A 26,580-nucleotide genomic window follows, 5' to 3' on the forward strand; every position below is an offset into this window, starting at 1 on the left:
ACTCTTCAGCCCAACTCTAACGTTGCGAATGAGCGAGCGTTAGCTCCCAGCTGATCTCCCCCCTTGAGGGGGAGATGTCCGGCAGGACAGAGGGGGGTGAAGCCGCATACGCCTCGGCATCACACCCGCCCCATAACCCCCGCCATCTGATAAAGCGCCAGCCCCGAAGCCGTCCCCGCATTCAAGCTATCCAGCTGCGGCGATTGCGCAATCCGCGCCGTATGGAACCGCGAGAGCACCGATTGCGGCAGCCCCTCGCCTTCCGTGCCGATCACCAGCGCCATGCGCTCGGATCGGGGAATATCGCGAATCTCGGTCTCGCCATTGGGCGAAAGGCTCCAGATCGCAAACCCGGCCTCCGAGAGCCGCTCCAGCATCTCCACTGCGCCGCCGCCGCGATGATAGGGAACGGACAGGACCGAACCGACTGACACCCTGAGTGCCTTGCGATAAAGCGGATCGCAGCACGTCTCGTCCAGCAGCACCGCATCGGCATAAAACGCCGCCGCATTGCGGAACATCGCCCCCAGATTATCGTGATTGGAAATGCCGCAACCCACAAGCACCAGCGAAGAGGCGGGAAGTACCGCCGTCATCTCTTCCAGTCCGCGATCCTGAACCCGCCGCCCAAGCGCCAGAATACCGCGATGCAGGTGAAAACCGACAATGCCATCCAGCACCGGCGCTTCAGCCACATAAACCGGCACATCCGGCAGGAAATCGGCAAGGATATCCGCGACGCCCGAAAGCCGGTTTCTGAGGATGAGGATGCTCTCGGCCGCAAAGGCGCCGCCCGCTTTATGGGCGGCGGCCAGCATGCGCAGCACCACCGTGCCTTCGGCAATGAAGCGGCCCTGACGCCCGGTCAGGTCGCGCTCGCGAATATCGCGAAAGGCGGCGATGCGCGGATCGGCCGGGTCCTCGACCGGGATCAGCGCCCGCCCATCCAGCAGCTTATTGGCCTTACTGGCCATCGACCGTCACATCGGCGAGGAACCGGCCGGCCGCGACGTTGAAGACCAGCGCCTTGCGGGTGCCGTTCGCGAGCCGCCCGTAAAACAGCATGTCGCCGCCGGAATAGCTGACATTGTCGATCGTGAAGCCCTGCGGCAGGCTGGCGGTGACGGCAACCGGCCCGTTACCGGTGGGAACGGCGAGGTTCGGCGCTTCGCTCTGCGTCTGGACGGCCTTCGACGGCCCCATCGCCTTGTAGACAACCGCACCGAAGACGGCCATAAGGCTGATAAACATCACGGAGCCCGACACGATCTGCAAACGGATCATCTTGCGGCGAACTTTTTCCATGGCCGGATCAAGCGGCTTGTCTTCCTGTTCGTCTTGCTCGATCTGCGTCATCGGGTTCCCTGAAATGCTGATGGATCGGAAAAATAAGAATGAACGACCCCTTTAAACAAGGCGGAGACGCAAGGAAAGTCCTGATTGCCGGGGAAAACGCCGAAGGCCGCCTCGATTCATGGCTGGCAGGCGAAGTGGGCGGCGACTTCTCCCGCAGCCGGCTGAAAGCGCTGATCGAGCAGGGCGCGGTCTCCATCAACGGCCAGCCGGTGACGGAGCCGAAAAAGAAGGTGCATCCCAAGGACCGCATCGAAATCGTCATGCCCGAGCCGGAAGACCCGGAACCCAAGGGCGAGGACATTCCGCTCGACGTGGAATATGAGGATGAAGACCTGATCGTGCTCATCAAGCCCGCCGGTCTCGTCGTGCATCCGGGCGCCGGCAACTGGACCGGCACGCTGGTCAACGCCCTCATCCACCATTGCGGCGACAGCCTCTCCGGCATTGGCGGCGTCAGGCGGCCGGGCATCGTGCACCGGCTGGACAAGGAAACCTCCGGTGTCATGGTCGTGGCGAAGAACGACAATGCACACCGCCATCTCGCCGCGCAATTTGCCGACCATGGCCGCACCGGGCCGCTGGAGCGCGCCTACAAGGCCGTTGTCTGGGGACGCCCGCGCACCCTGCGCGGCACCATCGATGCAGCGCTCGGCCGCAGCGCCGACCGCACCAAACGCGCCGTCAAGCACGAGGATTCGGACGATGCCCGCGAGGCGATCACCCATTACGAGGTGATGGAACGTTACCATGAGCGGCCGGACGCCACCTGCCTCGCCTCCATGGTGGAATGCCGGCTGGAAACCGGCCGCACCCACCAGATCCGCGTTCACATGGCCCATATCGGCCATCCGCTGATCGGCGATCCCGAATATGGCGCGGCCTTCCGCACCAAGGCGAACCTTCTCGAAGAACCGGCAAAGAGCACCGTTCGCGGCTTTCCGCGCCAGGCCCTGCATGCCTATCTGCTCGCTTTCGAACATCCGCGCACCGGCGAGGTGATGGAATTCGAAACCGACCTGCCGGATGACATGGAAGCGCTGACCGCCGCATTGCGTGGCTGAAAACCTGCATGGCGCGGTCAAAAAAACTGCGCCATGCATTTCGCCGGAAGCCCCGGATAATAAAAAAAGATTAGCGGATAGCGATATTCCGCAGTCGGTCCTTTTTATAGACCGCCCCAATTTCGCTTCAATCGTCGCACCTCCTCGGCCCCGCAAAGCCTGAAATCGCCGCCGTTAAACCGTGCCGATTTCAAGCCTGCCAAATAAAGCCGCAGGGACGCCATTCGTTCGATCCGCCCCCGAACGGAACCGGCATGATGACGGGATCTATCGCATGAATATCGAAGACCGCCGGTTTATCTTTCAGGAGTTGCGCAGCGTCGAAGGCTATATCGACCCGCCCGATGCGCTCGTCTTCAAGGCGCTGTTGCAGGCCCAGACGAAAAGCGGCCTCCATGGCGGCATGGCGGAAATCGGCGTTTATTACGGCCGCTCCTATTTCCTGCTGCGTAAATTCGCCGGGAGGCAGGAAAAGGTGCTGGGTGTCGATCTCTTCGATCTCGATCCGCCCGAAGATGGCAGCCTCGACCAATATGAACGCCTGATGGAAAACGGCCGACGGCTGGGTTTCGCCATGGATGAAGACCTGATCATCAGGGGCGACAGCACGCAGCTGGCGCCCGCCGACATCACCTCCCGCATCGGCCCCGCCCGCTTCTTCAGCATCGATGGCGGCCACAACCTGCACCACGTGCTGGCCGATGCGAAACTGGCGATGGAGGTGATCGCGCCGCATGGCGTGATCGTCTTCGACGACACCTTCAACCCCGCCTGGCCGGAAGTGACGGTGGGCGTCGCCGATTTCCTGCGCACCCATGGCCACAGCCTCGTCTGCTTCGGCATGACGAAATACAAAACCTATGTCTGCCGCCGGGAATTTCACGCGACCTATGCGGACGCGATTGCCGCCGATCCCGATCTGCAGGCGCTTGCCCATGTGGAGACGCAGTTCCTCGGCTCGAAGGTGGTGCGCCTGCACAATCCCATGCGCAGGCGGGTGATGTATGAGCTGATGGTGCGCTCCGGCCTTGGCGGTTTTTCGGAACGAATCTACCGTTCGAAAGTTAAACAGGTCAAAGAAGGTGTCACTGGAACATAACGCATGTGTGAACGCAGCGTTCGCTTGAAACGCGGCGGGCGCGTACATATCTGTCACATGGGTTCGTGCGGGGTCGGTAACGACCCGCAGCTTACGGTGTGCCTCCGGCGGGTCAGTCGCCGATCAAAGAGGGTGCCGTTCCAGACCATAGATAAGGGGGTGCTTTATGGCCCGCAATAGTTTGCCTACGATTACAGCCGGCGAAGCCGGTCTCAATAGATATCTCGACGAAATCCGCAAATTTCCGATGCTGGAGCCGCAGGAAGAATACATGCTTGGCAAGCGTTATGCCGAGCATGGCGACCGCGACGCCGCGCATAAACTCGTCACCAGCCACCTGCGTCTCGTCGCCAAGATCGCCATGGGTTACCGCGGTTACGGCCTGCCGATCGGCGAAGTCGTCTCCGAAGGCAATGTCGGCCTGATGCAGGCGGTGAAGAAATTCGATCCGGAGCGCGGTTTCCGCCTCGCCACCTATGCCATGTGGTGGATCAAGGCCTCGATCCAGGAATATATCCTGCGCTCGTGGTCGCTGGTGAAGATGGGCACGACCGCCAACCAGAAGCGCCTGTTCTTCAACCTGCGCCGGCTGAAAGGCCGCATCCAGGCAATCGACGATGGCGATCTGAAGCCGGAGCATGTCAAGGAAATCGCCACCAAGCTTCAGGTGTCGGAAGAAGAAGTCATCTCGATGAACCGCCGCCTGCATGGCGACGCCTCGCTGAATGCGCCGATCAAGGCGTCCGAAGGCGAGTCCGGCCAATGGCAGGACTGGCTGGTGGACGACCATGACAGCCAGGAAGACGTGCTGATCGAACAGGACGAACTGGAAACCCGCCGTCGCATGCTGGCGAAAGCCATGGGCGTGCTGAACGACCGCGAACGTCGCATCTTCGAAGCCCGCCGGCTTGCTGAAGACCCGGTGACGCTGGAGGAACTTTCCTCCGAGTTCGACATCAGCCGCGAACGCGTGCGCCAGATCGAGGTTCGCGCCTTTGAGAAGGTGCAGGAAGCGGTGCAGAAGGAAGCGCTGGAAGCTGCGCGTGCGCTGCGCGTGGTGGATGCTTAAGGCCGAAGTGGCCGTCTTAGTTCTGGATTGAGCTATCCGCTCGTTGAGCCCGCAGATCGCAAGGTCTGCGGGTTTTTCTTTGAGGGAACAGCGCGGCTGCGCAAAACAGCAGGCGTTGCCCCCTCATCGCCTCGCTGCGCTCCGGCACTTCTCCCCGGCGGGGAGAAGAAGCTGGGGAACCGTCTCGTTCCGCATGAGACTTCGGGTAAGGCTTTTTATAGGTCGATAGGGCGCGGCAAATTCTTCTCCCCGCCGGGGAGAAGTGCCGGAGCGCAGCGAGGCGATGAGGGGGCGAGCTATCGGTGGAACGCCCCCATAACCATCACTGCCCGGTCGCCGGCGTTGCCGCCGCCCATTCGCTGAGCGCCTTGTCGAAGGCGGCGATGCCGTCATTGCCCTTTTGCAGGGTCAGCAGCGCACGCCGGCCGTTGCGGTAGGAAACCGGGATGTCGATCCAGTTGCGGCTCTTCAGAAGCTCCAGATTGGTCTTCATCGCATCCGGGAAGTCGTTGAGCGCGATCATGTGGAAATCGTCGGTGATCTTGGCCGGAACCGCGATCAGCGCGTTGCCGCGATCCTGCTCGGTGCTCTTCATCGCGATGCGCTGGACGCTGTCGATAGCGCCACCTTCGAAGCCGGGCGAAACCGAGAAGACGATCTCGATCAGATGGCTGGCCGGCAGCGACGGATCGGTATTGCGCTTGAAGGTGATCAGCGCGCTGAGGCCACGGCCGGGAACGGTGATCTGGCCCTGCACGGTCGGAGAAGGTTTGCCCTCACCGTCATTTTCCTGCTGCAGCGACCAGGAAACGCTGCCCTGAATGGCGGTCGGCACCGTCTGGCCCAGCACTTCCTCATAAAGGAACATGCGGTCGCCGGCAGCGGCGGCAGGCTGCTGCGCCGGCGGCGTGCCGGCAGGCGTTCCGGCGGGCGCACCGGCATTATTGGCCGGAGCCTCGCCCGCAGGCGGCGGCGCGACATTCTGCTCATAGACCGACTGGCCTTCGGCGGTGACCGGCTGGCCGTTCGCACCGGCGGCAGGTCCCTCGTCACGCTCGGTGCCGTCGGCCAGAAGCCGCTGGGTGAACTTGGTGCCGGTGACGGAGCCGTCATCGCCATGGGTCGGGGTCTGATGGTTGGTCGGGGTTGTCGGCTGCTGCCCCGTGGCGGGCGGCTGCTGGGCCGCCGGCGGTGTCGAGGTCTGCGCCTCACCCGTGCCGTTCGAAGCCGTCTGGCTGGTGCCGCCGTTCTGTGCGGAGCTGACCAGCCCGCCGACCATATCGTTCAGCGCATCGCGGTTCATCCACACGGCATAACCGCCGCCGGCAAGCAGCGCCACGCCGACAAGGGCCAGAACCAGCGACGCATAATTGCGGCGCGGCTTCTTCTTGACCATATAGGCGGGCGTTGCGGCGGCAGCGCCCGCGCCATTCGTTTCGCCCGAAGCCTGACGGGTGGAGGACGACGCGCCGTCATAACCGATCAGCTCGTCCAGATCGTCCCAGGGCGTGCGTTCCTTATTGTCCTTTGCCGCTGCCTGATCGCCGAAGAGATCGTTATCCGCGCGCGGCAGCGCCGGCGCGTCCTTGGCGGGAATGGCAATATCCGCATCCTGGAAATAGGACGAGAAATCCTCGACCACGGCCGCCTTTTTCGGAGCCTGCTCTTCCGGCTGGCGATGGTCGTCAAAATCGTGCCGACCGCCAAACGCCGGAGCATGCTCCACGGCGGCGGGGCCGAAATGGTCGTCCGCCTCGCGCCGCTCATCCTTTTCGTAAGGGGCGGGCTCGAAACTTACTTCCGGCTCCTGGTAATGCTGCGCGGCATAACCGGCAACGAGCGGACGTTCGTCGGTCTCGTTGCGAACCTCTTCATATTCCTCGGCGGCCGGACGCACATCGTCGTCCTGCGCTTCATCGAGCTTGCGCCAGTCATCCTCATCCACCGGCTGCGCCCAATGGGAGGGAACGGAATCATCGGCAGCGCCGAGCGCCGTTTCAGGCTCCGGCTGGTGAGCCGGCTCTTCATCCGCCCGTGTGAAATAGGTGCCGACGGCTTCGTCGGAGCCGTGTGCCGGGGCGGGAGCGGCATGAACCGTTTCCGGCGCATCATAAAGCTCTTCCGGCTCGCGGTCGCCGTGATGCTGCTCCTCATCGGCAGCGGTGTCAGCGTGCCGGGGCTCTTCCTCTTCGGCCGCGTCTTCGTAAACCGGCTCCGATTGCGCGGGTTCAGCGGATGCGGGCTCTTCGTAGGCCGGCTCGTGCCGCGCCTCTTCCCCGTCGGTATCCTCTGCCAGCTCGGCGGCGCGGGCCTCGTCTTCGTCGGCAGCATCCTGCTGGTAATAGGATGCCGCCGTCTCTTCTGCAGCGGGAGAGACAGCGTCATCTTCCTCCAGCGCCGGAAGCGCCTCGGCATATTCGCTGTCCACCTCGGCTATGGCGGCGTCCAGCTTGGCGATCTGCCGGCGCAACAATTCTTCCGGCGGACGTGGCTTCATATTCTCGAGTTGGCGCACAACCGCACTGCGCGCCTTGTCGTAAACCTTCGCCCGGTTTTCGGGAGTATTGTTCGCCAAGCCATCCACGGCCTTGCGAATGACTGCTACAAAATCCGCCATAAGCACTTTCTCGTCGTGACCGGCGACGTACCGGCCCGATATGGTTTATGAATCTAGATCGCCGAGGACATTAATCCTCAAACGGATCAGTCACAAGTATGGTGTCGTCACGCTCCGGACTTGTCGACAGAAGTGCGACAGGCGCCCCGATCAATTCCTCGACCTGACGGACATATTTGATTGCCTGAGCAGGCAAATCCGCCCATTTTCGGGCACCGACGGTAGATTCCTTCCAGCCTTCCAGCGTGACGTAGATCGGCTCGACCCGCGCCTGCGCACCCTGGCTTGCCGGAAGATGGTCGATTTCCTGCCCGTCCAGCTTGTAACCGACGCAGATTTTCAGCTCGTCGAGACCATCCAGAACATCAAGCTTGGTGAGCGCGATGCCGGTAATACCATTGGTGGCGACCGACTGGCGCACCAGCGCGGCGTCGAACCAGCCGCAGCGGCGCTTGCGGCCGGTGACGGTGCCGAATTCGTGACCCTTTTCGCCGAGGAACTGGCCGATCTCATCGTTCAGCTCGGTCGGGAACGGACCTTCGCCAACGCGGGTGGTGTAAGCCTTGGTGATGCCGAGAATATAACCCAGCGAACCCGGACCCATGCCGGAACCGGCGGCGGCCTGGCCGGCAACCGTGTTGGAAGAGGTCACATAGGGGTATGTGCCATGGTCGATATCGAGCAGTGAGCCCTGAGCGCCTTCGAACAGGATGCGCGCACCGGCGCGGCGCTTCTTGTCGAGCAGCAGCCAGACGGTTTCGCTGAAGGGCAGGATGCGCTCGGCAATCGAGCCCAACTCTTCCATGATCGTCTCGTGCGAGACTTCGGTTGCACCGAAACCGCGGCGAAGCGCATTGTGATGCGTCAGAATACGGTCGACCTTGGCGGAAAGCGCCTCCATGTCAGCCAGATCCATGACGCGGATGGCGCGGCGGCCAACCTTGTCTTCATAGGCCGGGCCGATGCCGCGGCGGGTGGTGCCGATCTTCGTGCCGCTGTTGGAGGCCGCGTCTTCGCGCATGCCGTCCAGCTCGCGGTGCAGCGAAAGAATAAGTGTGGCATTGTCGGCGATACGCAGGTTTTCCGGCGTCACCTTCACACCCTGCGCTTCCAGACGGCCGATTTCGGCGATCAGCGCATGCGGATCGACCACGACGCCATTGCCGATGACGGCGAGCTTGCCGGGACGCACGACGCCGGACGGCAGAAGCGAAAGCTTGTAGCTGATGCCATCGATGACAAGCGTATGGCCGGCATTATGGCCGCCCTGATACCGCACGACGACATCTGCCCGCTCGGACAGCCAGTCGACAATCTTGCCTTTGCCTTCGTCGCCCCACTGCGAGCCGACCACCACAACATTCGTCATTTCTTGCTTTCCTGCTCATGGCGCTTGCGCGCCCGATAACCCGATGGGAAACCCAAACCCGCGAATGTATACTGTGTTGTTTTACGGAAAGCGACCCTGTTTCTTATGGAGAATTTTGCTTTTTCCGTGACAAGGCGCGGATTTCCCGCATTATCTCGCCCCGTGGGGGCCAAGCGCGGGCGCAAGACCGCCATTCACCCCTTAGCCGTTTTCCCGCCCCGTGAAGAAGCGAAACATCAGCGTGCCCTCCAAAGCCTATATCGCCCTCATCATCGCCACGCTCTGCTGGGGCGGCAACACCGTTGCCGGCAAGCTCGCCGTCGGCCACATCAGCCCCATGGCCTTCACCTTCCTGCGCTGGGTCTTCGCCGTCGCCATCATCTTCGCCATTTCCGTACCGCAGCTCATCAAGGACTGGCCGGTGGTGAAAAAACGCCTGCCCTATTTCCTCGTGCTTGGCAGCGTCGGTTATACCGCCTTCAACGTGTTTCTCTACACGGCTCTGCAACACACCTCGGCCATCAACGCCGCCGTCATCCAGGCCGGCATTCCCATGGTCATCTTCGTGCTGAATTTCATGCTGTTCCGCACCCGCGTGCTGTTCGGCCAGATCGCCGGCTTCTGCCTCACCATCGCCGGCGTGGCGCTTCTCGCCTCGCATGGCGATCCGGTCTCGCTGCTGCAACTGGAAATGAATGTCGGCGACGCGATCATGCTGCTCGCCGTGCTGGTCTATGCCATCTACACCGTCATCCTGCGCTGGAAACCGGCGGTCGACTGGCGCACGCTGATGGCCATCCCCGCCTTCTTCGCCCTCGTTACCTCGGTGCCGCTGATCTTCTGGGAAATCTCACGCGAGAGCGTCGTCTGGCCGGATCAGAAGGGCTGGGTGCTGGTGGTCTATGCCGCCATTTTTGCCTCTCTCGTCGCGCAGATCCTGTATATCAAGGGCGTTGAACAGATCGGCGCCAACCGCGCTGGCCTCTTCATCAACCTCGTGCCCGTCTTCGGCACCCTACTGTCGGTTATCGTGCTCAGCGAGACGCTGCATACCTATCAGATCGTCGCTCTTATCATGGCGCTGGCGGGCATTGCCGTCGCGGAACGAAAAAAATCGCCGGCTTCCTGAACCGACAGGGTCAGGAAAACCGGCGCAGTCTGGCAGGCATGAAAGAATGGAGCATCGGGCCGAAAATCTTTCCGATGCTCGAACGAAAGGTCAGAGCGCGGTTTCGCGCTCGGCCGGAGAAAAGACGGCGTTGCCAAGGACGATATCGCCCTTGTCGGTGGTGACGATCAGCACTTTTTCGAGCGATCCGTCATTGTTCAGCGAAAAGGCAAGGCGCAGCGCGCTGGAAGACCAGCCGGCGCCGGCAAGGGCCGTGCGCTTGATGGCGGCGCAGTCACCGCAATCGCCAAGGCTCAACGACGGCGTTGCCGGAACATCGGTTGCAAAACCGGAGAAATAATCGTCGAGCGCGCCCATGGTGGCGTTCACATCGCGGTTGACGCGCAGCAGTTCCTCGCGGCGCTCACCGGTCAGCGGCGCGGCGATGGTGGAGACACATTGGCCGGCGGAAAGAACGCAGCCATCGAAACCGCCCGGCGCGGAAACACCGATCTGCGTCACCGCGGATTTCTCGACGGCGGCAAAACCGCGGGCAAAACCGGCAGCGCCAGCCGCGTCGGCATGATTGGACATGGAAGCAACGGCAATTCCGCAGATGGCGGCAGCAATAATCTTCTTCAGCATTTCATACCCCGTTTGCGATCCGCCGGCTTGTGCCGGTCTCGATTTCTGTTTTGTGGAGCGTCTCTTTCAAAGGCCGCTCCCCGTCTGTGATCCCACAATGGCACAGCACTGTTTTCAGCCGCTTTAAGCCGATTGCTACAATTTTATCGGTTTTCATTTTTGTACAGCGGACGCTTTTTTTCGAATATGCGCCGACACCGTCACCGCGAATTCCGCGGCAACGTTGGGAAGCGATATAGGGGCCACATCGCTGCGGGGGTATCAAAGGGTATTGCAGGGGTTTGCAGACGATGCGGCCCCGGCTTGAAAGATATGACCCGCCCGCCAAACCGGTTCCTGTTTGGAGGATGGGCATATGCCGGCCGCCTCAACCGTGACATCGGGAAACTCCCCGGTTTCGGCCGCCTGCCCCGTCCACCTTGCGCCGCGCGCACACCTGATGACCGGGATGGGCCAAGTATAGCCGGACCGGCGGGACCGTGGATGTGCGGGGATGAACGCTTCTTGAAAAAAGGCGCTCGGGAGGCGGCCTCGCCCCATCCCGGCCACAGGAATTTTCAGCGGGTTAACGGCCGCCCGATCGGCGGCATTTGAATTAACCTTGTCTTAAAACCCGACGTTAATGGTTAGCAATTTAAGAATAGCGGAACGAAAGGGTTCCGTTATGCGTGGCGTATTTGCCGTTGTTTTTCTGATGCTCGTTCTGGCCGGCTGCGCCACCGCACCGTCGCAGGTGACCAATGCCTGTGCGATTTTCGAGCAGCGGAACGGCATCTTCAACAACTGGCGGCGCGATGCGAAAGCGGCCGAGCGCGAATTCGGCGTGCCCGTGCCTGTCATGATGGCGACGATCTACACCGAATCCGCCTTCCGCCCCTATGCGCGGCCGCCACGCACCAAGCTTCTCGGCTTCATTCCCTGGACACGCCAGTCGAGCGCGTATGGTTATGCACAGGCGCTGGACGGCACATGGAGCGTTTACCAGCGTGAAACCGGCCGCTGGTCGGCAAGCCGCACCGATTTCACCGATGCCATCCACTTCGTCGGCTGGTATCACGCCAAAAGCCGGCGCGAAAACGGCATTTCGCTGAACGACCCCTATAATCTCTACCTCGCCTATTATTCCGGCCATGCCGGTTATGCGAAGGGCAGCTGGCGCAACAATTCCGCGGTCCAGAAGGCCGCCCGCCGCTCCGCCAACATGGCGCTGCGTTACGAGGCGCAGTTGCAGCAATGCGGATATCGCTGAGGTGGCAGCACAGGCGAATGCCGGCTTAAAAGCCGGCATGGTGCAGACATCCAGCTAAGCGTTATAAGCCGCCAGAAAACCCCTGACCGCATCGATCTCGCCGGAGCGGATTTCATGCCCGCCCGGGTGCCACACGGTTTCCACCGTGCCGCCCTGCGCCTTGAGGTTCTCTCCCAGCGCCTTCGTCAGCGGCACCGGGCAGATCGGATCGCGCTCGCCGGCCGTAATCAACACCCGGCGCGAGGCCTTGGCAGGAGAGATTTTCGGTTCGAACGGGATGAGCGGATGCATCAGCACCGCCGCATCGAAAAGCCCGGGCTCTTCGATCAGCACATTGGCGAGAATATTCGCACCATTGGAAAAACCGAGGCCGACGATCGGACCGGCCTGATAATGCTCCCGGTTCGCCCTGATGAAGTCCGCCATCTTGACGGTCGCCCGTTGAAGGTCGGCCATGTCGTAGACGCCCTCTCCCGTGCGCCTGAAAAACCGCGCCGCGCCATGTTCGGAGACATCGCCGACGGGTGAGAGAATGGTCGCCTCAGGCAGCAGGCGCGAGCCGAAATCGAAGAACTGGTTTTCATCGCCGCCGGTGCCGTGCAGCAAAACGAAAAGCGGTGCACCGGCAGCGCCGGCGCGGGATTTGTGGAAATAGCTGTCCCTGGTCATGGGGGATCCTTTCTGAAAGGAAGAGGTTCAACGGCTTCCGCGCGGCTTCTCCGCCAGGCGCGGAAATCTCACGTGGAGCGAGGGGCTTCCGCTGGTTTCTTCTCCCCGTTCGGGGAGAAGGTCGCGGCAGCGGGATGAGGGGGCAAGGGTAGAGATATGCGGCAACGTTGCCCCCTCATCCGACCCTTCGGGCCACCTTCTCCCCGGCGGGGAGAAGAAACGTGTGGCAACGTCCTGCCAAACTCAATGGCCAAGCCCGGATGATCAAACCGCCTTCTCGTCCCCCAGCGGCTCCAGATGCTCTTCAAGCACGGAGCGCAGATGCGCGTGCTGGGTCGGCAGCTTCAGCGCCTCACCGAGATGGGCGGTGTCCTCGTCACGGTCGAAACCGGGTTGGTTGGTGGCCACTTCGAACAGCACGCCGCCCGGTGTGCGGAAATAGATCGCCCAGAAATAATCGCGGTCGATCACCGGTGTCACCTGATAGCCGGTATCCATCAGCGCCTTGCGCACCTCCAGCTGCTTTTCGCGGTTTTCGACCGCAAAGGCGATGTGGTGCACGGACCCCGCACCCAGCCGCGCGCCAGAAATATTCGGCATGGTTTCGATGTCGATAAAGTCGGCACCGTTGCCGCCGGGAATGCCGAGGCGCAGAACGCCATCCTGACGATCCACTTCCTGATAGCCCATGAATTTCAAAAGCTCGGCCGTCGCACCTTCATCGCGAAGTCGCAGCGAGGCACCCTGAAAACCATGGATTGCCTGATCCGCCCCGACGCCATTGCCGATCCACTGCGCACGGTTGTCATCCCTGACCTCGACCAGCGCAAAACCGTCGCCATCGGGACCTGCGAAATGCAGGCGCTTGTTGCCGAAGGCTTCATCGGCCTTCAGGCCATCCACGCCGGCCTTGGAAAGACGGTCCTGCCAGTAGCCGAGCGACCCTTCCGGAACGGAAAACAGCGTCGTGCCCACCTCACCGGTGCCGGGACGGCCGCGGGCGATATGCGGGAACGGAAAATAGGTCATGACGGAGCCGGGCGTGCCGACCTCATCGCCATAATAGAGATGATAGACGTCAGGCGCGTCGAAATTGACCGTCTTTTTCACCCGGCGCAGGCCGAGCGTATCGGTGAAAAAACTGTTGTTCTGGCGCGCGCTCGCCGCCATGGACGTGACGTGGTGCAGGCCCTTGATCTGGTTGAGCATGATAAACCCCTTTTGCCTGGCGGGCCTCACGGTTGGGGCCTGCCCTGTTCATGGCGTAAAGATGGGGTAACAGCGCTCTCAGGCATAGAGCGGACAACGGGAACGGATTGTTCCCGAATGATGAACGATAAAACCGACTGTTCAACGGGCCCGATAGGGCAGCTCAATGATCGTCGGCGACGCCCAGGGTCCAGTAGCCGACGGCGCGCAGCGATGCTTTCGGGAAAGAAATCTCGTCGGTGAGGAAGGATTTTGCCGCCCTCGCCTCGGATTTTTCGCAGGCGACAAAGACATGCAGGCCGTCATGATCCGCGCTCCAGGCGCGGTCGCGCAACGCCTTTTCGATGAGGCCGGCGGTGCCGGCGGGCTTGCCGCGGCGATAAAGCCATGTCCACTCGACATTTGCCGTGCAGACGATTTCCTGCCGTTCGGCTTCATCGTCGATTTCCGCATAGACGCTGAGCTTTTTGCCGGCCGGCATTTCGGCCGCCATGCGCAGCATCACCGGCAGCGCCGTTTCGTCGCCGGCAAAGACATAACGCTCGGCTTCCGGGCAGACGCCGCTCGGGCCGATGATGCCGAGAACATCGCCCGGTTTCGCCGTCGCGCCGAAGGTCGCGCCCGGCATGTGGTCGCCCTCGTGCATGACGAAATCGATATCGACTTCACCGCGCGCGATATCGCCGGAACGGATGGTGTAGACACGCCGTGTGAGAAGATCGTCGCCCGCCGGCCAGACGATGGCGCCGGTGGGCGCAAGATAAGGCCAGACCGGCGCGCGGGCCTGATCCGGCACCAGAAGCAGGCGCACATGCATGCCGCCGGTCAACAGCCTTTCGATGCCGCTTTCGACGGAAACCACCAGCCGGCGCATATGCGGCGTCAGATTATAGGCGCGGGCAACCTTGCCGACGAAGAGATTGGGCAGCTCACGCTGTTGCGCGCCATGGCCGCTCCAGCGGAAATCCAGCCCCGTCTCGCCGGAGAATTCGACGATATGCTCGGCGACCATCGCCTTTACCGACATCAATATATGTTCGGAAATGCAGCTCACCCTTGCCGCGAAACGGCCGCCCTCGGCGCTGAAGCTGCCATGGCCGTATTCCGTCTTGAACCGCACTGTCGCGCCTTCGCGTTCCATCTCCATATGCTCGGAAAAATGATCCTCGAAAGCATCGACGATCGACAGCGGATCGGGCAGCGAGACGGAGGTTTCGGCAGACAGGAGAGACACGGGCATAATCCTTCACTTCGTAGTCCGGTTATCTTTAATCCCGACAACCGCAAAGCGTAAAGGTATTTTATGAGTGTCTAGAGAAGGTTTTTGTCGCTTCCCACCGTTTCCGGCAATTGCCAGTCGATCGGCTGGCGGCCATGGGAGGCAAGAAAGGCGTTTGCCTTGGAAAAATGGCCATTGCCGAAAAAGCCGTTATGGGCCGAAAGCGGAGACGGATGCGGCGAGCGCAGCACGAGATGCTTGCGCTGGTCCACGAAGGCCGCCTTCTTCTGGGCATAGGAACCCCAGAGCAGGAAGACGACATGGTCGCATTCGTCGTTGACGGCGCGGATGACGGCGTCGGTGAATTTTTCCCAGCCCTGCCCCTGATGCGAGGCGGCGCGGGATTCTTCCACCGTCAGCACGCTGTTGAGCAGAAGCACGCCCTGTTTCGCCCAGCTTTCCAGAAAACCGTGACCCACCGGGCGAATGCCGAGATCGCTCTGCAATTCCTTGTAGATATTGACGAGCGAGGGCGGAATGCGCACGCCGGGCTGGACGGAAAAGCACAGCCCATGCGCCTGACCGAGCCCGTGATAGGGGTCCTGGCCTAAAATGACGACCTTGACCTCATCGAGAGGCGTGAGATCCAGCGCCCGGAAATATTCCGCACCCCTGGGGAAGATGCGCTTGCCGGCGGTCTTTTCGGCAAGCAGGAACTCCTTCAGCTTCAGCATATAGGGGCTGGCGAATTCGCCGGAAAGAACGCGTTTCCAGCTATCCTCGAGTTTGACGCCTGCCTCTGCCATGCCCGCCTCTCCCATAATCGCGCTTATTTGAACCGGTTGCCGCGTTGCAGCACTTCGATCTTGTAACCGTCCGGATCGCAGATGAAAAAGTATTTCGCGAAAGGCTGGCCCTTATAATCGGCTTCGATGATTTTTCCGGGGGAAAGGCCGATCTCGGTGAAGCGCTGGTGCTCGCCATCCACATCGGCCACGCTGACCGCAAGGTGACCATAACCGTCGCCCAGCGCATAGGGCACTTCGCGACCCCGGTTAACGGTCAGTTCCAGCTCGAAATCGCCCTCGGCATTGCTGAGATAGATCAGCGTGAAGTTTTCGAACTCGGCGCGTTCCGCAACCTCAAGCCCGAAAGCCTGTTTGTAAAATTCCACCGAACGCTTTTCGTCCAGCACCCGGACCATCGAGTGGATCAGCTTGGCCATGGTGTTTTCCTTCTTCTTCTTAACCTTTGACGGCCCGGTTATGCTCCGGGCATCGCGGCCCAAGGGGATAAAGACTGCGTGCTTCGCTTTCAACCCTAAAGGCGCTTTTAGACCGACGGGCCAAACGCCGATCACGATAAATGTGATGGAGAAAAACTCTGCTTCGCCCCCTGCGGTAAGGCTCTGCGACAAGGGCCTGCGGCAACAGGGCTCACAGATTTCATGCCGCCGCTCTATCATGAGTAGAGAACTCATGATACCGGCTTATACATGCGCCTTCTTTATCTCTGTCTTGGCTGGCTTATGGTCGCGACCGGCATTGTCGGCGCGTTTCTTCCCGTTTTGCCCACCACGCCGTTCCTGCTTCTGGCGCTGTGGTGTTTTTCCCGCTCCTCGCCAAGACTCGAGGCATGGCTGCTGGCCCATCCCAGATTCGGCCCTTCGCTGCGGCGATGGCGCGAACGCGGCGCAATCGCGCGCAATGCCAAGGTCGCAGCGCTTTCTGCCATGTCCGTCAGTTACGCCGCTTTCTGGTTCCTGAGCGAGCCGCCGCCGCTGCGGGCCGCCATCGTCGCCGCCGTCATGCTCGGCTCGGCGCTCTTCATCGCCACCCGTCCGGAAAGCTGAGGCGAAGGACAGTCCTTAACGGTGGCGCGACTGCGGCAACACGTAAGGAATATGCCGCGCCGGCAGCCGGCCGACGACACCGCCAATGCCATAGACCCTTGCAATCGTCTCGTCGCTGATCGTTTCCAGCGAGGGGCCGCTCGCCGTCACTCGGCCGCCATGCATGACGATAAGTTGATCGGCAAATTCCGCCGCAAGGTTGAGATCGTGCAGGATGGCGAGCACCAACCCGCCGCCGCTTGCAAAATCGCGCGCCGTTTCCAGCACGGCGATCTGGTGGCCGATATCGAGACTTGCGGTGGGCTCGTCGAGGAAGAGCGCCCGTGCCTCGCCATTTTCCATCGGGTTCGGCACCTGCGCCAGCGCCCGGGCAAACTGCACCCGCTGCTGTTCGCCGCCGGAGAGCATGTTGTAGGACCGCTGCTCGAAACCGCGCAGCCCGGCCCTGGCGAGCGCGCGGCGGGCCTGCTCTTCCGGCGCGCGGGACCCCTGTGCGACAGCCCCCATCCGCACGATTTCGAGCGCGGTGAAGGGGAAAGCAAGCTGGGTGCTCTGCGGCAGCACGGCCCTGAGACGGGCGAGCTGGACCGGCGTGAATGCCGGCAGGCCGATGTCGTTATAGGTCACCGAACCGCCCTCGGCGCGCATTTCGCCCGAGAGAACCTTCATCAGCGTGGATTTGCCCGCACCGTTGGGGCCGATGATGACATTGACCTTGCCGGGCTTCAGATCGACGCTGACCGCATCGAGAAGCCGGCGGCCGGAGCGGATGAGGGTGAGGTTTTCGGCCCGGATCATGACATGTTCCGCATGGAAAAACCGCCGCGTCCCAATAGCAGGAACAGGAAGACCGGCGCACCGATGAGCGCCGTGACGACGCCGATGGGCAGTTCCGCCGGTGACGCGACGGTGCGGGCGAAACTATCGGCCAGAAGCAGAAGCGCCGCCCCGCCAAGTGCGGAGGCCGGCAGCAGGAAGCGGTGCGACGGACCGATGGCGAGCCGCAGAAGATGCGGCACGACGATGCCGACGAAACCGATGGAGCCGGCCGCCGCCACGCTTGCCCCGCAGGCGGCGGCAACGGCCAGAATGACGATCCGCTTCAGCCGCTGCACCGGAATGCCCATGTGAAAGGCGGCAGCATCGCCGAGAATGAGCGCATCCAGCCCGCGCGCGACGAAGGGAATGATGGCCAGCACGATGACGATGAAGGGCAAGGTGGCGAGCACCTTGGCGGGCGTGGCCCCGCCGAGCGAACCGAGCGACCAGAAGGTAATGTCGCGCAGCGCCCGGTCATCGGCCATGAAAATCATCAGCCCCATCAGCGCAGCGCTGATCGCCGCCACCGCAATGCCGGCCAGAATGAGCGTGGTGGTGGAGGTGGCGCCATCCTTCGTCGCGATCAGGTAAAGCACCCAGGTGTTCAGCAGCCCGCCGAAAAACGCCATCAGCGGCAGAAAATGCGGGCCGAAAAACACGGCGACGGTGGCAAGCGTGCCTTCCCCGAGAGAAATGGCCGCGACCGCAAACAGCGCCGCACCCGAGGTGACGCCGACAATGCCGGGATCGGCCAGCGGATTGCGGAACAGGCCCTGCATCATCGCCCCCGAAACGGCAAGCCCCGCGCCGATCAACATGCCGAGCGCCGTGCGCGGCAGGCGAACCGCCTCAAGAATGACCCTGTCGCGCGCATCGAGCTGATCCGCGCCGCCGGTGAAATAGGCCCAGAGTTCGGACATGCCGACGCCCGTGGGTCCGCTGACCAGCGACACGCCACAGGCAAACAGCAGGATGCCGACGAGCACGGCGAGGGTGACGACCCCCTGGCGGGATCTGTCGCCCGCAACCCTGCCTTCAGCGGAACTCAAGGCGGCAAGGCTCACGGCTTCACCACCTCAGGATAGAGCTTAGCTGCCAGCTCGCGGCCCGCAGCAGGCGTGCGCGGACCAAAACCGATGAGATAAAGCCCATCCATGCTGATGAGCGCCTTGCTGGCGGCAGCAGGCGTGGACTGGAAGGCCGGCAGCGCGAAGATCTCTTCCGCCTTGGCGGCATGGTCGCCGCGCGCCATGGTCAGCACCAAATCGGGTGCCGCGGCAATGACCGCCTCATCCGTCAGCGGCTTGTAACCATTGATCTCCTGAGCCGCATTGATGCCGCCCGCCATTTCGATGATCGCGGCCGCTTCGGTATCCTTGCCCGCCGCCATGATGCGGCCGCCGGCGGTGGAAAGCACGAAGAGAACCCGCTTTCTGCCCTTTTCCGGCACGGCCGAAACATCCCTGGCGAGCGCATCGAGCCCGGCCTTGGTCTCGGCAGCCAGCGCCTTCGCCTTGTCAGAAAGACCGACCGCCGCGCCGACATCCTCGATCTTTTTGGGGATGGCGTCGCCGCTCGGCGGCGTATCGACGGTGACGAAAGGCACCGCACTCGCCTTCAGGATGGCGATGACATCGGCCGGGCCGGACCCGTCCTCAGAGAGGATGAGATCGGGCTTCTGCGACAGGATGCCTTCCGACGAAAGCGCCCGCATGTAACCGATATCCGGCTTGGCAAATGCATCGGCCGGATAGCTGCTGGTGCTGTCACGCGCAACGACGCGGTCTCCTGCGCCCAGCGCATAAAGGATTTCGGTGACCGTGCCGCCCACCGCGACAATGCGTTTCGCTTCCGGATTGCCCTTGTCCGAAGCCATGGCGGCAGGTGCGGCAAAGGCGATTGCGGCGGGCACGAGGGCGGCGAAAACGAAGGAACGAAGGCGGGAATTCAACATGGCGCTATCCTGAAACACAACCCGGCGCGGCTTAGCCCGCGTCATTTAATCTTGAGTTCTTTACACATGTTTATGGGCGGCGCAATCGATAAGTGGAGTAAATTTGTTCGCTTTGTCGTGAACCCCTTTCCAACCTCCCTGCGGCTGGATATCCTGACTCAAACTGGAAACTAAAGGGAGAATTTCATGTTTATCGCAATGAACCGCTTTCGCGTGGTGCCGGGTTATGAGGAAACCTTCGAATCCATCTGGCGCGAGCGCAAATCGCATCTGAGCGAATTGCCGGGCTACATCGAATTTCACATGCTGAAAGGCCCGAAGGCGGATGACCACACGCTTTATGCCTCGCACACCGTCTGGGCCACCAAGGACGATTTCCTCGCCTGGACGAAATCCGAACAGTTCCGCGCCGCCCACGCCAAGGCCGGCGAAAACCGCGGCAAGGTGGAATATCTCTCCGGCCCGCATTTCGAAGGCTTCGACGTCATCATCCATGAAGACAAGAATGGCGAACGCCGTTCGATTGCCGCCTGAGGCCGCCCGATGAGCATTGCAGCCCAAAAGACCGACGACGACAGGCAGGCCCGCGCCGCCGCTGCGCTCGCCGAAAAGCCCGATGGTATCGTGGAGGCCATCGCCGCCAAGGCCGAGGTGACGCCGGCCGAAATTCTGGCGATCCTGCCGGAAGGTGCCGCCGTTTCCGCTGCCGCCGACCGCTTCGACGCCATCTGGAACGAGATGCGCGGCTGGGGCGAAGTCCTGATGATCGTGCAGACCGGCGATATCGTGTTCGAAGTGCCGGGCCACCTGCCGGAAGGCAGCGAAAGCCACGGCTGGTTCAACATCCACGGCGACAGCCCCATCGGCGGTCACATCAAGAAGGACAATTGCGCCGGCATCACCTTCGTCGATCGCGGCTTCCACGGCCGTCGCTCCTGTTCCGTCTGGTTCATGAACGCCGCCGGCAGCGCCATGTTCAAGATTTTCGTCCGCCGCGACGAGAACAAGGAACTGCTGGCCGGGCAACTGGCGAAGTTCGAAGCGCTGCGGGACGGTTTCCGCGGCTGAGACCCGTGGGGAGGCTGCCAGCTGCCTCCCCACTGCTTTCATAATCGCACGCGTCATCATTCGCCCGGGACCTCTCCGGCTCACGCGTGAGAAAACAACCACCGGTTCATCGCCCGTTCAGTGCCGTTTTTTATCATCCGCTGAAATTCGAACGGAACCAGCACGGAGCACGCACCATGACCGACCGCCAACCTCTTCTTTCGCGCCGCAGTTTCGCCGGGCTTGTTGCGCTTGCGCCGCTTTTTGCGGCGGGCGGCGCGGCTGCCGCACCGGCAAGCCTGCGCGGCAGCGTTTCCTATCGCGAGCGCATCGCCCTGCCGCCGGGCGCGACCGTCACCGTGCGCCTGATCGACGTTTCGCTGGCGGATGCGCCGTCGCAGACGATTGCCGAAACCACCATCCGCCCGCGCGGGCAGGTGCCGGTGCCCTTCGTGCTGCGTTATGATGACCGCGACATCCGTGGCCGCCGCTCCTATGCGCTGAGCGCCGAAATCCGCGACCGCGACCGGCTGCTCTTCACCACCACCCGCCGTTATTCGGTGCTGACCGGCGGTCGCGACGATACCGATCTGGTACTGGAGCGCGTCGGCGCGGGTCCGGGCCGGCCGGAGCCGGAAGCCGGTATCGACGGGCGCTGGCTGGTGCAGGACATCCGTGGCGAGCGGGTTCGCGGCCGCCGTCAGGCGACGCTGGAAATTACCCGCGAGGGCCGCGTTTCCGGCAATGCCGGTTGCAACGGCATCGGCGGCGAGGTGAAGATCAGCCGCAACCGCGTCGATTTCGGCCGGATGATTTCCACCCAGATGGCCTGCGCGCCTGACATCATGCGCCAGGAACGGCAGTTCATCGAAGCGCTGGAAGGCGCCCGCTCCTTCAGGCTGGAGCCGCGCCGCGGCACGCTGGAACTGCTCGATGGTCGCGGCCGCACGGCGATGCGCCTGCGCCGCGTCTGAGGCCGGCAACCTGCCGAAACACCCTGCATCGCCGTGCTGGCCCAAACGGTGCTGGCCATGGAACATTCCATGTCGCTTCCGGCACGGCGCGCTGCCCTTTCCAGCCCTATGACTTTGGCTGCGTTCGTCTTGACGCTTTGCTCCGCCGCGGAGCTGCGCTATGGAACGCGCCGAACTGCGCCGGTTGATGCCGGCGCGACGTCTTTGAGGGAAAACGAATGACATCCTATGTTCTGACCGTAGCCTGCAAATCGACCCGTGGCATTGTGGCTGCGATTTCCGGTTATCTGGCGGAAAAAGGCTGCAACATCGTCGACAGTTCGCAGTTCGACGACCTCGAGACCGGCAAGTTCTTCATGCGCGTCTCCTTCATCTCCGAAGAAGGCGTCACCCTTGAGGCCATCACCGACGGCTTCAAGCCGGTGGCGGAAAAATTCGGCATGGAGGCGGATATCTATCCGGACGGCCAGCGCATGAAGACGCTGTTGATGGTCTCCCGTTTCGGCCATTGCCTCAACGACCTGCTCTATCGCTGGAAGATCGGCGCATTGCCGATCGACATCGTCGGCGTCGTCTCCAACCATTTCGATTACCAGAAGGTCGTCGTCAACCACGACATTCCCTTCCACCACATCAGGGTGACGAAGGAGAATAAACCCAAAGCCGAAGCCCAGCTGATGGACCTGATCGAGACCAGCGGCACGGAACTCGTCGTGCTGGCGCGCTACATGCAGGTTCTGTCCGACGACATGTGCCGGAAGATGTCTGGCAAAATCATCAACATCCACCATTCCTTCCTGCCCTCCTTCAAGGGCGCCAACCCCTACAAGCAGGCCTATGAGCGCGGCGTGAAGCTGATCGGTGCTACGGCGCATTACGTCACCGCCGATCTCGACGAGGGCCCGATCATCGAGCAGGACACGGTGCGCATCACCCACGCCCAGAGCGCCGACGATTATGTCTCGCTCGGCCGCGATGTGGAAAGCCAGGTGTTGGCCCGGGCCATCCACGCCCATATCCACCACCGCACCTTCATCAACGGCAACCGCACCGTCGTCTTCCCGCCAAGCCCGGGAAGTTATGCTTCCGAGCGGATGGGGTGAAAAGTCGCCAGTAAGCCCGATTGCCTGACGGCTGCTATCGTCGCACCGTTTCTTGCGATGCGGCACCTGCCTTGTTCTTATCGCGAACGGCTTTGAATGGAGCGAGCCGCTCACGCATTTTTTCGACGATTCTGATCTTCTCGGCAAAAGACAAATTGGCTCGAACACGCCGAGCCTCTGCTTTGCGTGCCAGAATCTCATTCAGCGTGAAGTTGGACGGATTGCTCATGGATTGGAATTTAAATCCAACACATCAGCATGTCCAGTTTTCGCAAGAAATTCCCGCCATTTACCGTCAAGCCCGTGGCGTTTCACGACATCGCGTAGAAGCTCGATGTTTACGGCATTCGCGTCGAGAAATGCAATCACCCGTGCATGATCCTTGTATCTTCCGGTACGGATGGCAATCGCTACCAAATGATGGGCTGAAAGGACGCGGGTCGTGATCTGGCGACCCGATCCGAAATCTTCGGCAATCTCTTCCGCTTGCTGCAATGCCTCTACATCCAGCGCATCGGAAGCAGGAAGAAACTGAACAGGCCAACCTTCGATCAGCAGGCCTTCCTTTTCCCATTGGTCATAGCCGCGCGCTTTCAGGTAGGGAACAATTTCACCCAGCGTCACAAGTCCGCCAGGGGATGAGGATGAAAAAGTTATCAAAATATCCAGGTCTTCGGTGACGGTCGGCTCAATATACAAAAGAGCCGCAACCGCTCCGGCAATGACATAGGTTTCAATAATGCCATCATCGACCATGGCGTTTAAAACTTCGAGTGACTTTTCCATCGACATCTTCATGTCCCTCTATCGAAAACTATTCCACGCCACCGAACACTACCCGCGCCCTCAGCCCACGCCCCTCCGCGCCATCCTCCAGCGTCAGCCGCCCGCCGAACAGCCCGGCGATCTCTTCGATGATGGCAAGGCCGAGGCCGGCGCCGGGGGCCGCGTTGGCTTCGCCTCGGGCAAAGCGCTGGCGCACCATGGCGCGTTTTTCCGGGGGGATGCCGGGGCCGTTATCTTCCACTTCCAGCCAGACCTCACCCGCCCGCCTGCCGACGCGGACGGTGACTTCCGCACCGCGGCCGGCATAGTTGATGGCATTGGAAACGAGATTGCCGATCAGCTCCCCGATCAGGAGCGGCTCGGCGGCAATGGCGACCTCCCCCTCGCCTTCGAAACCGAGATCGATGCCGGCTTCGGCCGCACGCGGCACGAAATCGGCCGTCACATTCTGCGCCACCGCCACAAGATCGATCGCAGAAAAATCATGCTTTTCGCTGGAGCCAGCGGCATCGATATTGGCCATGCGCAGCAGCTGGGCGAGGATATGTTCGGCATGGGCCACGGACGCCCCGCCCTTCAGCGCCGCCGCCTGCGCTTCCTCAAGGCTTGCGGCGCGGGCGGAAAGCGCAAGCTGGGTGCTGATGATGGCAAGCGGCGTGCGCAGCTGGTGGCTGGCATTGCCGGTGAAATGGCGGAGCGCATCGAGCGCCGATTGCAGCCGCACCATGAATGAATTGACCGTCTCCACCAGGTTTTCCACCTCCACCGGCACGGATTGGCGGATGGGGTGCAGATCATTCGGGCTGCGCTCGGCGATGGCTTCGCTGAGCCGGTAAAGCGGTCTGAGCGAAATCGTCACCGCGATCCAGACGATGATCGCCGCCCCGACGATCATCAACAGCAGGCGCAGCGCCGAGCGCAGGATGATCGCCTGCGCCAGCTGGCTGCGGGCAATGGTGGTTTCGGCGACCGTTACGGAAAAAGGCACGGAATTGATGCCGGTGGAAGCGAAGCGACGGATGGCGGCGATGCGGATCGGTTCATCGCGGAACACGGCATCGCGATAGGCGGGGGTATCGCCCTTCGGGTTCTCCACCGTCGGCAGGTTCTGGTAGCCGGTCAGGAATTGCCCGTTCGGCCCGTCGACACGGTAAAACACCCGGTCCTGTGCGGCCGATGTCAGCATTTCCAGCGCGACATAGGGAATGTCGACTTCCAGCGAACCGTCTTCTGCCACCACCACCCGCTCGGCGATGGCAAGCGCCGAACCTGATAATACCCGGTCCGAAACGACATTGGCGGTATTGACCGCCTCGCGCCAGGTATCGGTCAGCGCAACGCAGCCGATGATGGCGGTGGAAATGAGAAGCCAGCCTAAAAGTCGCCGTCTGAGCGAATAGGCGGCCTGTCTCATTCAGCCATCTCCGGCAGCTTTTCGAGATAATAACCGATGCCGCGCGCCGTCTTCACCGTCAGCCCGTGGGGCGCGAGCCGCTTGCGCAGGCGGCTGACATATTGCTCGATGGCATTGGCGGAAATATCGTCATCGAAGCCGGTCAGCGACTGCACGATGGCCTCCTTGGCGACGACCCTGCCGGCCCGCATGAACAGCACTTCGAGCAGCGCCACCTCGCGCGCCGGAATATCGAGCGGACGCCCATCGGCCGAAAAGGTGCGGGAATTGAGATCGAAAAGCACCTTGCCGAAACTCAGCGCCGAGGAGCGCAGACCGGCATTGCGGCGCAGCAGCACCCGCACCCTCGCCTCGAATTCGGTGATGTCGAAAGGCTTGATCATGTAGTCGTCAGCGCCGAGATCGAGCCCCTTGACCTTTTCCTCCGGCGTGCCGCGCGCCGTCAGGATCAGCACCGCCGCCTTGTCCTGGCGCGAACGCATGGAACGCAGCACCTCGATACCGTCCATTTCCGGCAGGTTGAGATCGAGAATGACCAGATCGAAACTTTCAGCCGCAATCGCCGCATCGGCGGAAGCGCCATCGGACACCACATCCACCGCATAACCGCTGCCGCGCAGAAGCGCCGACAGCCCCTCCGACAGCACCTGATTGTCCTCGACCAGCAAAATACGCAAATCTTCCCTCCCACAGCATTGCCGAGTTTAACCAGACCCTTACCGCTTGTGAATGGCCAGCGCCTGCTGCATGATCTTTTCCATGCGTATCTGCCTTCTCCTCTGTCTCTGTCTTTGCACGGCCTCGCCAGCGCTTGCGCAAGTCGCCATCTTTCCGGCACCCTCCGGCAAAGCGGATGCCGAAACGCTGGTGGTCTATTCCTCGCTGGATGAGCCGCTGGCGACGCCGATGATCGAGGGTTTCCAGAAGGCCAATCCCGATATCGCCGTCCATTATGAGGATATGCTGACCGGCGAGATTTACGACCGCATCGTCAAAGAAACCGATGCGGGCAAAAAAACCGCCGATTTCGCCTTTTCCTCCGCCATGGATTTGCAGGTGAAACTGAGCAATGACGGTTATGCCCAGCGTTCCGACCTCGCCATGAGCGCCCGCTGGCCGGCCTGGGCGAACTGGCGCAACACCGCCTATGCGCTGACCTTCGAGCCGGCGGTTTTCGTTTATCACAAGCCGAGCTTCACCACCGAAGAACCGCCAGCCAGCCGCGCCGAATTCGTCGATTATCTCGAACGCCACGCCAAGGAGGTGCATGGCCGTATCGCCACCTACGACATCGAACGCTCCGGCGTCGGTTTCCTGTTCATGTCGCGCGATCAGGAGCAGTTCGGCGATATATGGAACGTCATCAAGGCCATGGGCGCAGCAGGCGTGAAGGTCTATTCCACCTCCTCGGCCATTCTCGAGCGCGTCTCCGACGGGCGCTTCGTGCTGGGCTACAATATTCTCGGCTCCTATGCGGCGGACTGGGCCTCGCGCCACCCCGATGTCGGCATCGTGCTGCCGAAAGACTATACCGTCGTCATGTCGCGCATCGGTCTGGTGCCGGAAGCCGCCGCCAACCCGGCGCTCGGCCGCCGTTATCTGGAATTCTTCATGTCGAAGGAGGGCCAGACGATCATGGCCCGGCAGTTGCAGATCCCGGCCGTCAGCCCGGAAGTGGCGGGCGAAAACACTGCCAACACCATGCAGGCCATCCACGGCGCACAATTGCGCCCTGTGCCCGTCAGCCCCGGCCTGATGGTCTATCTGGACCAGGTCAAGCGCAGCCGCCTGATCGAGCGCTGGAACGAGGCGTTGCGGTCGCAATAGGTTCCCCCTCATTCCTGTGCTCGTCACAGGAATCTAGCCAGCCCAAGTCCTTGGGCTGAAAGGACTCTTCTCGCCGCGCAGACGCGCGTCGGCTGGCAACTGTATTGGCGGATATTATTCTCAGGGTGTCCTGA

Annotated in this window: 27 protein-coding genes; 11 read left to right on the forward strand and 16 right to left on the reverse strand. The window is 61.9% G+C overall.

The features are described from left to right. Nucleotides 1–119: 119 nt before the first annotated feature. Both ACQZ5N_RS20355 and ACQZ5N_RS20360 read right to left on the reverse strand, forming a co-directional pair. Nucleotides 120–974: a TrmH family RNA methyltransferase gene (locus ACQZ5N_RS20355; RefSeq protein ID WP_448733930.1), complete on the reverse strand. Its 855-nt coding sequence runs from the start codon at nucleotides 972–974 to the stop codon at nucleotides 120–122. Further along, nucleotides 964–1,356: a hypothetical protein gene (locus ACQZ5N_RS20360; protein ID WP_269830169.1), complete on the reverse strand. Its 393-nt coding sequence runs from the start codon at nucleotides 1,354–1,356 to the stop codon at nucleotides 964–966. The genes ACQZ5N_RS20355 and ACQZ5N_RS20360 overlap by 11 nt, the downstream gene beginning before the upstream one ends. A 38-nt stretch (nucleotides 1,357–1,394) precedes the next feature. Here ACQZ5N_RS20360 and ACQZ5N_RS20365 point away from each other — a divergent pair, with 38 nt between their 5' ends. From ACQZ5N_RS20365 to rpoH, 3 genes are all read left to right on the forward strand, one after another. After that, nucleotides 1,395–2,417, forward strand: a complete 1,023-nt coding sequence (locus ACQZ5N_RS20365) for an RluA family pseudouridine synthase (protein WP_035259711.1) — start codon at nucleotides 1,395–1,397, stop codon at nucleotides 2,415–2,417. Nucleotides 2,418–2,691: 274 nt separating this feature from the next. After that, nucleotides 2,692–3,516, forward strand: a complete 825-nt coding sequence (locus tag ACQZ5N_RS20370) for a class I SAM-dependent methyltransferase (RefSeq protein ID WP_448733931.1) — start codon at nucleotides 2,692–2,694, stop codon at nucleotides 3,514–3,516. 166 nt (nucleotides 3,517–3,682) lie between these two features. Continuing rightward, complete coding sequence (rpoH, locus tag ACQZ5N_RS20375; protein ID WP_003522581.1) at nucleotides 3,683–4,585, forward strand: RNA polymerase sigma factor RpoH; 903 nt, start codon at nucleotides 3,683–3,685, stop codon at nucleotides 4,583–4,585. Nucleotides 4,586–4,907: 322 nt separating this feature from the next. On the opposite strand, the gene ACQZ5N_RS20380 is transcribed toward rpoH, so the two are convergent. Beyond that, a complete protein-coding gene (locus ACQZ5N_RS20380; protein WP_448733932.1) occupies nucleotides 4,908–7,202 on the reverse strand; it encodes a hypothetical protein in 2,295 nt (764 codons plus the stop codon). Between the two features lie 70 nt (nucleotides 7,203–7,272). After that, nucleotides 7,273–8,571 (reverse strand): adenylosuccinate synthase, encoded by a 1,299-nt coding sequence (locus ACQZ5N_RS20385; RefSeq protein WP_003522583.1) that lies wholly within the window; start codon nucleotides 8,569–8,571, stop codon nucleotides 7,273–7,275. 241 nt (nucleotides 8,572–8,812) lie between these two features. Here ACQZ5N_RS20385 and ACQZ5N_RS20390 point away from each other — a divergent pair, with 241 nt between their 5' ends. Further along, nucleotides 8,813–9,700 (forward strand): DMT family transporter, encoded by an 888-nt coding sequence (locus ACQZ5N_RS20390; RefSeq protein WP_003522584.1) that lies wholly within the window; start codon nucleotides 8,813–8,815, stop codon nucleotides 9,698–9,700. Between the two features lie 90 nt (nucleotides 9,701–9,790). Here the strand turns inward: ACQZ5N_RS20390 and ACQZ5N_RS20395 are convergent, their stop codons facing one another. Next, nucleotides 9,791–10,324 (reverse strand): transglutaminase-like cysteine peptidase, encoded by a 534-nt coding sequence (locus ACQZ5N_RS20395; RefSeq protein ID WP_080850964.1) that lies wholly within the window; start codon nucleotides 10,322–10,324, stop codon nucleotides 9,791–9,793. A 664-nt stretch (nucleotides 10,325–10,988) separates the two neighbouring features. Between ACQZ5N_RS20395 and ACQZ5N_RS20400 the strand changes: the two genes are divergently transcribed. Further along, complete coding sequence (locus ACQZ5N_RS20400; RefSeq protein WP_003522586.1) at nucleotides 10,989–11,573, forward strand: transglycosylase SLT domain-containing protein; 585 nt, start codon at nucleotides 10,989–10,991, stop codon at nucleotides 11,571–11,573. A 54-nt stretch (nucleotides 11,574–11,627) separates the two neighbouring features. Here ACQZ5N_RS20400 and ACQZ5N_RS20405 read toward each other — a convergent pair whose 3' ends face one another. The 5 genes from ACQZ5N_RS20405 to ACQZ5N_RS20425 form a co-directional block, all read right to left on the reverse strand. Beyond that, the gene (locus tag ACQZ5N_RS20405) at nucleotides 11,628–12,242 is read right to left on the reverse strand and encodes an alpha/beta hydrolase (protein ID WP_448733933.1); all 615 of its coding nucleotides are present in this window, start codon (nucleotides 12,240–12,242) and stop codon (nucleotides 11,628–11,630) included. Nucleotides 12,243–12,506: 264 nt separating this feature from the next. Beyond that, a complete protein-coding gene (locus ACQZ5N_RS20410; RefSeq protein ID WP_448733934.1) occupies nucleotides 12,507–13,451 on the reverse strand; it encodes a VOC family protein in 945 nt (314 codons plus the stop codon). Nucleotides 13,452–13,614: 163 nt separating this feature from the next. Continuing rightward, the gene (locus ACQZ5N_RS20415) at nucleotides 13,615–14,691 is read right to left on the reverse strand and encodes a siderophore-interacting protein (protein WP_448733935.1); all 1,077 of its coding nucleotides are present in this window, start codon (nucleotides 14,689–14,691) and stop codon (nucleotides 13,615–13,617) included. A gap of 71 nt (nucleotides 14,692–14,762) precedes the next feature. Next, a complete protein-coding gene (ung, locus tag ACQZ5N_RS20420; protein WP_448733936.1) occupies nucleotides 14,763–15,476 on the reverse strand; it encodes a uracil-DNA glycosylase in 714 nt (237 codons plus the stop codon). Nucleotides 15,477–15,499: 23 nt separating this feature from the next. Next, nucleotides 15,500–15,895, reverse strand: coding sequence for a VOC family protein (locus ACQZ5N_RS20425; protein WP_003522591.1), 396 nt, complete (start codon nucleotides 15,893–15,895; stop codon nucleotides 15,500–15,502). Between the two features lie 270 nt (nucleotides 15,896–16,165). Here ACQZ5N_RS20425 and ACQZ5N_RS20430 point away from each other — a divergent pair, with 270 nt between their 5' ends. Continuing rightward, nucleotides 16,166–16,522 carry a YbaN family protein gene (locus ACQZ5N_RS20430; RefSeq protein ID WP_020809733.1) on the forward strand — a complete coding sequence of 119 codons (357 nt, stop codon included), beginning with the start codon at nucleotides 16,166–16,168 and terminating at the stop codon, nucleotides 16,520–16,522. Between the two features lie 15 nt (nucleotides 16,523–16,537). Here ACQZ5N_RS20430 and ACQZ5N_RS20435 read toward each other — a convergent pair whose 3' ends face one another. The 3 genes from ACQZ5N_RS20435 to ACQZ5N_RS20445 are packed head-to-tail and all read right to left on the reverse strand — an operon-like array spanning nucleotide 16,538 to nucleotide 19,295. Continuing rightward, nucleotides 16,538–17,320 carry a heme ABC transporter ATP-binding protein gene (locus ACQZ5N_RS20435; protein WP_448733937.1) on the reverse strand — a complete coding sequence of 261 codons (783 nt, stop codon included), beginning with the start codon at nucleotides 17,318–17,320 and terminating at the stop codon, nucleotides 16,538–16,540. Then, complete coding sequence (locus tag ACQZ5N_RS20440) at nucleotides 17,317–18,405, reverse strand: FecCD family ABC transporter permease (RefSeq protein WP_059754580.1); 1,089 nt, start codon at nucleotides 18,403–18,405, stop codon at nucleotides 17,317–17,319. Before ACQZ5N_RS20440 ends, ACQZ5N_RS20435 begins: the two co-directional genes overlap by 4 nt. Continuing rightward, complete coding sequence (locus ACQZ5N_RS20445; protein ID WP_448733938.1) at nucleotides 18,402–19,295, reverse strand: heme/hemin ABC transporter substrate-binding protein; 894 nt, start codon at nucleotides 19,293–19,295, stop codon at nucleotides 18,402–18,404. The genes ACQZ5N_RS20440 and ACQZ5N_RS20445 overlap by 4 nt, the downstream gene beginning before the upstream one ends. Before the next feature lie 186 nt (nucleotides 19,296–19,481). Between ACQZ5N_RS20445 and ACQZ5N_RS20450 the strand changes: the two genes are divergently transcribed. The 4 genes from ACQZ5N_RS20450 (at nucleotide 19,482) to purU (ending at nucleotide 22,419) form a co-directional block, all read left to right on the forward strand. Then, nucleotides 19,482–19,829, forward strand: coding sequence for an antibiotic biosynthesis monooxygenase family protein (locus ACQZ5N_RS20450; RefSeq protein ID WP_003522597.1), 348 nt, complete (start codon nucleotides 19,482–19,484; stop codon nucleotides 19,827–19,829). Between the two features lie 9 nt (nucleotides 19,830–19,838). Beyond that, nucleotides 19,839–20,363, forward strand: a complete 525-nt coding sequence (gene hutX, locus ACQZ5N_RS20455; RefSeq protein WP_020809737.1) for a heme utilization cystosolic carrier protein HutX — start codon at nucleotides 19,839–19,841, stop codon at nucleotides 20,361–20,363. 176 nt (nucleotides 20,364–20,539) lie between these two features. Then, a complete protein-coding gene (locus ACQZ5N_RS20460) occupies nucleotides 20,540–21,316 on the forward strand; it encodes a YbaY family lipoprotein (protein WP_448733939.1) in 777 nt (258 codons plus the stop codon). A 218-nt stretch (nucleotides 21,317–21,534) separates the two neighbouring features. After that, entirely contained in the window at nucleotides 21,535–22,419 is an 885-nt protein-coding gene (gene purU, locus ACQZ5N_RS20465; protein WP_448733940.1) for a formyltetrahydrofolate deformylase, read from the forward strand. A 225-nt stretch (nucleotides 22,420–22,644) separates the two neighbouring features. Here the strand turns inward: purU and ACQZ5N_RS20470 are convergent, their stop codons facing one another. From ACQZ5N_RS20470 to ACQZ5N_RS20480, 3 genes are read right to left on the reverse strand one after another with little or no spacing between them, the layout of a single operon-like run. Continuing rightward, nucleotides 22,645–23,205: a hypothetical protein gene (locus ACQZ5N_RS20470; RefSeq protein ID WP_269829931.1), complete on the reverse strand. Its 561-nt coding sequence runs from the start codon at nucleotides 23,203–23,205 to the stop codon at nucleotides 22,645–22,647. 28 nt (nucleotides 23,206–23,233) lie between these two features. Further along, nucleotides 23,234–24,619, reverse strand: coding sequence for a sensor histidine kinase (locus ACQZ5N_RS20475; RefSeq protein WP_448733941.1), 1,386 nt, complete (start codon nucleotides 24,617–24,619; stop codon nucleotides 23,234–23,236). Next, on the reverse strand, nucleotides 24,616–25,296 hold the full coding sequence (locus tag ACQZ5N_RS20480; protein ID WP_448733942.1) for a response regulator: 681 nt from the start codon (nucleotides 25,294–25,296) through the stop codon (nucleotides 24,616–24,618). Before ACQZ5N_RS20480 ends, ACQZ5N_RS20475 begins: the two co-directional genes overlap by 4 nt. Nucleotides 25,297–25,348: 52 nt before the next feature. On the opposite strand from ACQZ5N_RS20480, the gene ACQZ5N_RS20485 reads away from it, so the two are divergent. Further along, nucleotides 25,349–26,446 carry an ABC transporter substrate-binding protein gene (locus ACQZ5N_RS20485; RefSeq protein ID WP_448733943.1) on the forward strand — a complete coding sequence of 366 codons (1,098 nt, stop codon included), beginning with the start codon at nucleotides 25,349–25,351 and terminating at the stop codon, nucleotides 26,444–26,446. The last annotated feature ends 134 nt before the right edge of the window (nucleotides 26,447–26,580 follow it).

Source organism: Agrobacterium sp. 22-221-1, from assembly GCF_053522445.1.

Bases quoted from the DNA above. Each gene is read 5' to 3' on its own strand.
- ACQZ5N_RS20355 (WP_448733930.1), bottom strand. From the start codon at position 974: ATGGCCAGTAAGGCCAATAAGCTGCTGGATGGGCGGGCGCTGATCCCG.
- ACQZ5N_RS20360 (WP_269830169.1), bottom strand. From the start codon at position 1,356: ATGACGCAGATCGAGCAAGACGAACAGGAAGACAAGCCGCTTGATCCG.
- ACQZ5N_RS20365 (WP_035259711.1), top strand. From the start codon at position 1,395: ATGAACGACCCCTTTAAACAAGGCGGAGACGCAAGGAAAGTCCTGATT.
- ACQZ5N_RS20370 (WP_448733931.1), top strand. From the start codon at position 2,692: ATGAATATCGAAGACCGCCGGTTTATCTTTCAGGAGTTGCGCAGCGTC.
- rpoH (WP_003522581.1), top strand. From the start codon at position 3,683: ATGGCCCGCAATAGTTTGCCTACGATTACAGCCGGCGAAGCCGGTCTC.
- ACQZ5N_RS20380 (WP_448733932.1), bottom strand. From the start codon at position 7,202: ATGGCGGATTTTGTAGCAGTCATTCGCAAGGCCGTGGATGGCTTGGCG.
- ACQZ5N_RS20385 (WP_003522583.1), bottom strand. From the start codon at position 8,571: ATGACGAATGTTGTGGTGGTCGGCTCGCAGTGGGGCGACGAAGGCAAA.
- ACQZ5N_RS20395 (WP_080850964.1), bottom strand. From the start codon at position 10,324: ATGCTGAAGAAGATTATTGCTGCCGCCATCTGCGGAATTGCCGTTGCT.
- ACQZ5N_RS20400 (WP_003522586.1), top strand. From the start codon at position 10,989: ATGCGTGGCGTATTTGCCGTTGTTTTTCTGATGCTCGTTCTGGCCGGC.
- ACQZ5N_RS20405 (WP_448733933.1), bottom strand. From the start codon at position 12,242: ATGACCAGGGACAGCTATTTCCACAAATCCCGCGCCGGCGCTGCCGGT.
- ACQZ5N_RS20410 (WP_448733934.1), bottom strand. From the start codon at position 13,451: ATGCTCAACCAGATCAAGGGCCTGCACCACGTCACGTCCATGGCGGCG.
- ACQZ5N_RS20415 (WP_448733935.1), bottom strand. From the start codon at position 14,691: ATGCCCGTGTCTCTCCTGTCTGCCGAAACCTCCGTCTCGCTGCCCGAT.
- ung (WP_448733936.1), bottom strand. From the start codon at position 15,476: ATGGCAGAGGCAGGCGTCAAACTCGAGGATAGCTGGAAACGCGTTCTT.
- ACQZ5N_RS20425 (WP_003522591.1), bottom strand. From the start codon at position 15,895: ATGGCCAAGCTGATCCACTCGATGGTCCGGGTGCTGGACGAAAAGCGT.
- ACQZ5N_RS20430 (WP_020809733.1), top strand. From the start codon at position 16,166: ATGCGCCTTCTTTATCTCTGTCTTGGCTGGCTTATGGTCGCGACCGGC.
- ACQZ5N_RS20435 (WP_448733937.1), bottom strand. From the start codon at position 17,320: ATGATCCGGGCCGAAAACCTCACCCTCATCCGCTCCGGCCGCCGGCTT.
- ACQZ5N_RS20445 (WP_448733938.1), bottom strand. From the start codon at position 19,295: ATGTTGAATTCCCGCCTTCGTTCCTTCGTTTTCGCCGCCCTCGTGCCC.
- ACQZ5N_RS20450 (WP_003522597.1), top strand. From the start codon at position 19,482: ATGTTTATCGCAATGAACCGCTTTCGCGTGGTGCCGGGTTATGAGGAA.
- hutX (WP_020809737.1), top strand. From the start codon at position 19,839: ATGAGCATTGCAGCCCAAAAGACCGACGACGACAGGCAGGCCCGCGCC.
- ACQZ5N_RS20460 (WP_448733939.1), top strand. From the start codon at position 20,540: ATGACCGACCGCCAACCTCTTCTTTCGCGCCGCAGTTTCGCCGGGCTT.
- purU (WP_448733940.1), top strand. From the start codon at position 21,535: ATGACATCCTATGTTCTGACCGTAGCCTGCAAATCGACCCGTGGCATT.
- ACQZ5N_RS20470 (WP_269829931.1), bottom strand. From the start codon at position 23,205: ATGGAAAAGTCACTCGAAGTTTTAAACGCCATGGTCGATGATGGCATT.
- ACQZ5N_RS20475 (WP_448733941.1), bottom strand. From the start codon at position 24,619: ATGAGACAGGCCGCCTATTCGCTCAGACGGCGACTTTTAGGCTGGCTT.
- ACQZ5N_RS20485 (WP_448733943.1), top strand. From the start codon at position 25,349: ATGGCCAGCGCCTGCTGCATGATCTTTTCCATGCGTATCTGCCTTCTC.